Here is a 5175-nt window from a genome sequence, read left to right as displayed (position 1 = left end):
ATATCGAGGCGATTATCGCGGCGCGCGGCAGCCCGGTGGAGCGCGGGGCCGGCGGGGTCTCAGTCGAGCGCATCGAAGAGCTGGAAGCGCGGATTGCGGCGCTGGAAGAACGGCTGGCACAGCTGGAACAGGCCTGACACGGTCAAAACCCTGTAGGAGCCGGCCTGCCTGCTCCTACAGTTGATGTGCAATGTTCTTCAGCCTCGCGCAAAAGCGACGGCTTTTTCGAACTGCGCCTGGGTCGGCCGCACGCCGGTGTACAACACAAACTGCTCCAGAGCCTGGATCGCGATCACTTCCAGCCCGGTGATCACACGCTTGCCTTGGGCACGTCCACGCACGATCAACGGCGTTTCCGCCGGGATCGCCACCACATCGAACAACGTCTGCGCCTGGTCCACAGCGTCAGCCTCGAAAGCCAACTGATCGGCCTCGGCCCCGCCGGTCATGCCGATCGGCGTCACGTTGATCAACATCTGCGGGCGCAGATCGCCCAATTGCGCCTGCCATTGATAGCCCAGGCTCTGCGCCAGCGCCCTGCCCGCCGCTTCGTTACGCGCCACGATCACGCCATTGGCGTACCCGCCGTCACGCAGGGCACTGGCCACGGCCTTGGCCATGCCGCCGCTGCCGCGCAGGGCAAAGGTCGAATCTGTCGGTACTGCGTGCGTTTTCAGCAGTTGCTCGATGGCGATGTAGTCGGTGTTGTAGGCCTTGAGGTGGCCGGCCGTGTTGACGATGGTGTTGAGGGATGCGATGGCTTTGACCGAGCTGTCCAGTTCGTCCACCAGGGCAATGCTGGCCTCCTTGAACGGCATCGACACCCCGCAACCGCGAATCCCCAACGCCCGGATACCGCCGATCGCGCCAGCTAAATCCTGGCTGCTGAAGGCTTTATAGTAGAAGTTCAGACCCAGCTGTTCATACAAATGGTTATGAAATCGCAGGCCGAAATTCCCGGGACGCGCCGACAGTGACATGCACAGTTGGGTATCCTTGTTGGGGTGCATCTGCATGGGTAACTCCTTGAAGTAAGCAAATCGGTACAGACCTTACACAACCTTTACCTATCGGCCGTGCTGTTTTTCAGAAATACGTTGTCTTAAAAGTATCCCCGCGACATTACTTGAGCTAATTGATTGCAGGCCACAAGCGCAGGGGCTAACCGAGGAATGACCATGATTCGTAAAATCCCCAAGATCGCCTTGCTTATCGGTGCACTCGCTATGGCAGGCCAAGCCTCCGCCCACGGTGGTGGATGGGGTGGTCCGGCCGTCTTGGGTGCGTTAGTCGGCGCCGCTGTCGTGGGCTCCGTGGTTGCCAGCCAACCCCGTGAGGTCTACGTGCAGCAGCAGCCAGTGTATGTGCAACCGCAACCGGTTTACGCCGCACCACCGCCGGTGTACTACGCACCGCCACCGCCGGTGTATGTGCAACAACAGGTCTATTACCGCCCGGCGCCGGTGTATTACGGCCCACCGCGTGGCTATTACGGCCCTCCCCACGGCTACTATGGCCGCGGCTGGTAAGTTTGAATCGATCTGCCTGAACAGGCCTCGCCCACCCGCGGGGCCTTTTTTTGCATGGTGGTTTATTGCAAATCGTCCGGTTTGATCGCACCAAGGTCGCTATGAGGACAATGGCCGCGCCTCAATCCCACATCATTGAAGCCGAAAGTCTACTTGCCCGACCGGGTCTCGCGCTGTCATGTTTGTGTCACGACTCACTTTCACTATCCCACCTCTGAACCCGATAACAACAAGGACGGCTGGCCATGCCCACGCAAAACCCACACCACGTTGCCGGACTCTGTACGTCCAGCAAGGTCTACAGCGCACTGACCGAACTCAAGCACCTGGAAGGCCACCGCAACGCAAAATTCCTCGCACTGCTGGCCGAAAGCCTGGTGCGCAAAGGCCTGCTCAATGAGCAGGAAGTGGTGAACATGCTCGACCAAGTGGTGGAGTGACGCCTGGCGTTGATGTCGACTATCAAGCCGGGTGATTTTTCCTCGACGCTGGCACCCCGTAAGGTGACCCCCATAGCGATTGGAGGTACTTATGCCCACTGTTCAGATCATGTCCGTCATCGGCAGCGCCGTTCCTGCCCCCCTGCGCAAGCTGGGTGTACTCGCCTGCTGGTACCTGATGCACGATGGCGAGCCCGTCAGCGGCCCGCTCACTTCGTTATCGGCTGCCGAGCAACAAGCGGCAACCTTCAGGCTCCGCGCCTGAGGCCTAGGGCAACGGCAACTTGACCCGTGGCTTGCTTTCGACAAATAGCGCCCAGCTGGACATGAACAACGCCGCCACCAGCGGCCCGATCACAAAGCCGTTCAGGCCGAACACCGACAGGCCGCCCAGGGTCGAGATCAGAATCAGGTAGTCCGGCATCTTGGTGTCCTTGCCCACCAGAATCGGGCGCAGCACGTTATCCACCAGGCCGATGACGAATACGCCGAACAGGCCCAGCACCACGCCTTGCCAGATCGCCCCGCTCAACAGGAAGTATGCCGCCACCGGCCCCCACACGATCCCTGCGCCCACCGCCGGCAGCAGCGAGAGAAACGCCATCAACACCGCCCAGAGCAACGCGCTGGGAATGTCCAGAAACCAGAAGATCAAACCGCCCAACGCCCCTTGGGTCACGGCAACCAGCACGTTGCCCTTGACCGTGGCGCGCACCACGCGGTTGAACTTGAGTTGCAGACGGCGCTTTTGCGGCTCGGCCAGCGGCACCGCTGTGCGGACTTTACGCACCAGCTCCGGGCCGTCACGCAGCAGGAAAAACAGCAGATACAGCATGATGAAAAAGCTCACCAGGAAATCGAACGTACCCTGGCCAAAGCTGAACGCCTGGCTGGCAAAGAACTGGCTGCCCTGCATCGCGCTCTTGACGATTTTCTCGCGCAGGCCTTCCAGGTTGCCCATGCCGAAGCGGTCCAGAAGGTGCTGAAAGTAAGGTGGCAGGAAGTTCTTGAACTGTTCGATATACCCGGCCACGTCCAGCTTGCCGCTTTCGACATTTTTGTACAGCGTGGCCCCCTCCTGCACCAGCAAGGCGCTGGTGATGATCACCGGCAGAATCGCAATCACCAGGCACACCATCAGGGTGGCCAGGGAAGTCAGGTTGCGGTTCCAGCCGACTTTCACCTGCAGACGCCGCTGCATCGGGGCAAAGATGATACCCAGGATGACTGCCCAGAACACCGCGCCGTAAAACGGCAGCAATATCCAGATAAAGGCGACGGTCACCAGGGCCAGCAGTAACAGCAGCGTTTTGAATTGCAGGTTGGTTTGATTCATGTCCGATCCATGTCAAAAAAGCCGGACGCGCGTTTGCGTCCAAATGCTTAGTCCGTCGCAATCGCTGGGAGTGCCCTCTTTGTTGCAGCAAGCGTAGACCTGGATCAATAAGTCCCTGTACGCCTTCGGCTACGCTCGCGACCTTTTGGGTCCCACTCCCCATGTCTCTCGTCCTTGCCCCCGAACTGCTCGCCCCCGCTGGCACCCTGAAAAACATGCGCTACGCCTTCGCCTATGGCGCCGATGCGGTATACGCCGGCCAGCCGCGCTACAGCCTGCGCGTGCGCAACAACGAATTCGACCACGCCAACCTGGCCCTGGGTATCGAGGAAGCCCATGCGCTGGGCAAGCGGTTCTACGTGGTGGTCAACATCGCGCCGCACAACGCCAAGCTGAAAACCTTCCTCAAGGACTTGGCCCCGGTGATCGCCATGGGCCCGGATGCGCTGATCATGTCCGACCCGGGGCTGATCATGCTGGTGCGTCGCCACTTCCCGATGATGCCCATCCACTTGTCGGTGCAGGCCAATACCGTGAACTGGGCCAGTGTGGAATTCTGGCAACAGCAAGGGATCTGCCGGGTGATTCTGTCGCGGGAATTGTCCCTGGAAGAGATCGGCGAAATCCGTGAGCAGGTGCCGGCCATGGAGCTGGAAGTGTTTGTCCACGGCGCCTTGTGCATGGCCTATTCCGGGCGCTGCCTGCTCTCGGGCTATATGAACAAGCGCGACGCCAACCAAGGCACCTGCACCAACGCCTGTCGCTGGAAATACCAGGCCACGCCGGCAGTGGAAAACGCCACCGGCGATATCGTCCAGCAATACCGGCCGCAACCCACACTGGGCATTGGTGCACCGACCGATCAGGTGTTCCTGTTGCAGGAAGCCAACCGCCCGGATGAACAGATGCCCGCCTTCGAAGACGAGCACGGCACCTACATCATGAACGCCAAGGACCTGCGCGCAGTGCAGCATGTGGAGCGCCTGACGCGTATGGGTGTGCATTCGTTGAAGATCGAAGGCCGTACCAAGTCCCACTTCTACTGCGCGCGTACCACCCAGGTGTATCGCCAGGCCATCGATGATGCGGTGGCGGGTCGCGAGTTTGACCGCAGCCTGATGACCAACCTGGAGTCACTCGCGCAACGCGGCTACACCGAAGGTTTCCTGCGCCGCCATGTACACGACGAATACCAGAACTACCAGAACGGCAGTTCGGTGTCGGAGCGTCAGCAGTTCGTCGGGGAATTGACCGGCGAGCGCCGGGGCGAGCTGGCCGAGGTCAAGGTGAAAAACCGTTTTGCGCTGGGCAATCACCTGGAATTGATGACCCCCGCCGGCAATTTTCACTTCGACCTGGCCACACTGCACAACGCCAAGGGCGAAGCCATCGAGGTGGCGCCGGGGGATGGGCACACGGTGTATGTGCCCTTGCCGGCGGAGATGGATCTGCGCTTCGGCCTCTTGATGCGCGACGTCTTGTAGCCCGGTTCAGATCCTGAACTGGCCCACCAGTTGCCCCAAGCGCTGGCCGAGATCCGCCAGGCTGCGCGACGTCTGGGCCCCCAACTGGGTTTCATCGGCCACGCTGTCTACCGCCACGGCAATCTGATGCACGCTGCGGTTGATCTCTTCGGCCACGGCGGTCTGCTCTTCGGCGGCGCTGGCAATTTGCGCGTTCATCGAGTTGATGGTGCCGATCAACTGCGCGATGGTGTCCAACGACGCCCCGGCTTCGTTGGCCTGGACCGAGGTGCCGTCGCCGGCGTCGCTGGAACGGCGCATGGCCTCCACAGCGGCTACGGTGCCTTTTTGCAGGCGGTCGATCATGCCCTGGATTTCCTGGGTGCTGGTCTGGGTGCGGCTGGCCA

Annotated in this window: 7 protein-coding genes and 1 pseudogene; 5 read left to right on the top strand and 3 right to left on the bottom strand. The window is 60.8% G+C overall.

The features are described 5' to 3' along the window. Positions 1-137, top strand: a pseudogene (locus tag L9Z73_RS24765) (DUF480 domain-containing protein); the annotation flags it as partial. Between the two features lie 60 nt (positions 138-197). Here the strand turns inward: L9Z73_RS24765 and L9Z73_RS24760 are convergent. Further along, positions 198-1016: a shikimate 5-dehydrogenase gene (locus L9Z73_RS24760; protein ID WP_247406678.1), complete on the bottom strand. Its 819-nt coding sequence runs from the start codon at positions 1014-1016 to the stop codon at positions 198-200. Positions 1017-1172: 156 nt separating this feature from the next. Here L9Z73_RS24760 and L9Z73_RS24755 point away from each other — a divergent pair, with 156 nt between their 5' ends. The 3 genes from L9Z73_RS24755 (at position 1173) to L9Z73_RS24745 (ending at position 2234) form a co-directional block, all read left to right on the top strand. Continuing rightward, positions 1173-1529 carry a hypothetical protein gene (locus L9Z73_RS24755; RefSeq protein ID WP_122538658.1) on the top strand — a complete coding sequence of 119 codons (357 nt, stop codon included), beginning with the start codon at positions 1173-1175 and terminating at the stop codon, positions 1527-1529. Positions 1530-1774: 245 nt separating this feature from the next. After that, positions 1775-1969 carry a hypothetical protein gene (locus L9Z73_RS24750; protein WP_247406676.1) on the top strand — a complete coding sequence of 65 codons (195 nt, stop codon included), beginning with the start codon at positions 1775-1777 and terminating at the stop codon, positions 1967-1969. A gap of 91 nt (positions 1970-2060) precedes the next feature. Next, entirely contained in the window at positions 2061-2234 is a 174-nt protein-coding gene (locus L9Z73_RS24745; RefSeq protein WP_247406673.1) for a hypothetical protein, read from the top strand. 3 nt (positions 2235-2237) lie between these two features. Here L9Z73_RS24745 and L9Z73_RS24740 read toward each other — a convergent pair whose 3' ends face one another. After that, positions 2238-3305 (bottom strand): AI-2E family transporter, encoded by a 1068-nt coding sequence (locus L9Z73_RS24740; RefSeq protein WP_247406671.1) that lies wholly within the window; start codon positions 3303-3305, stop codon positions 2238-2240. A 161-nt stretch (positions 3306-3466) separates the two neighbouring features. Between L9Z73_RS24740 and yegQ the strand changes: the two genes are divergently transcribed. Then, entirely contained in the window at positions 3467-4789 is a 1323-nt protein-coding gene (gene yegQ / locus L9Z73_RS24735; RefSeq protein WP_247406669.1) for a tRNA 5-hydroxyuridine modification protein YegQ, read from the top strand. A gap of 6 nt (positions 4790-4795) precedes the next feature. Here the strand turns inward: yegQ and L9Z73_RS24730 are convergent. After that, the coding region (locus L9Z73_RS24730) for a methyl-accepting chemotaxis protein (protein WP_247406667.1) at positions 4796-5175 on the bottom strand (380 nt) is incomplete at its 5' end.

Origin of the sequence: Pseudomonas emilianonis, assembly GCF_023072625.1 — a bacterium.
Taxonomy (GTDB): domain Bacteria; phylum Pseudomonadota; class Gammaproteobacteria; order Pseudomonadales; family Pseudomonadaceae; genus Aquipseudomonas; species Aquipseudomonas paraveronii.
This window is presented reverse-complemented; position numbering and strand designations above follow the sequence as displayed.

Excerpts from the sequence above, each read along its gene's own strand:
- L9Z73_RS24755 (WP_122538658.1), top strand. The coding sequence starts at position 1,173 with ATGACCATGATTCGTAAAATCCCCAAGATCGCCTTGCTTATCGGTGCA.
- L9Z73_RS24745 (WP_247406673.1), top strand. The coding sequence starts at position 2,061 with ATGCCCACTGTTCAGATCATGTCCGTCATCGGCAGCGCCGTTCCTGCC.
- yegQ (WP_247406669.1), top strand. The coding sequence starts at position 3,467 with ATGTCTCTCGTCCTTGCCCCCGAACTGCTCGCCCCCGCTGGCACCCTG.
- L9Z73_RS24740 (WP_247406671.1), bottom strand. The coding sequence starts at position 3,305 with ATGAATCAAACCAACCTGCAATTCAAAACGCTGCTGTTACTGCTGGCC.
- L9Z73_RS24760 (WP_247406678.1), bottom strand. The coding sequence starts at position 1,016 with ATGCAGATGCACCCCAACAAGGATACCCAACTGTGCATGTCACTGTCG.
- L9Z73_RS24750 (WP_247406676.1), top strand. The coding sequence starts at position 1,775 with ATGCCCACGCAAAACCCACACCACGTTGCCGGACTCTGTACGTCCAGC.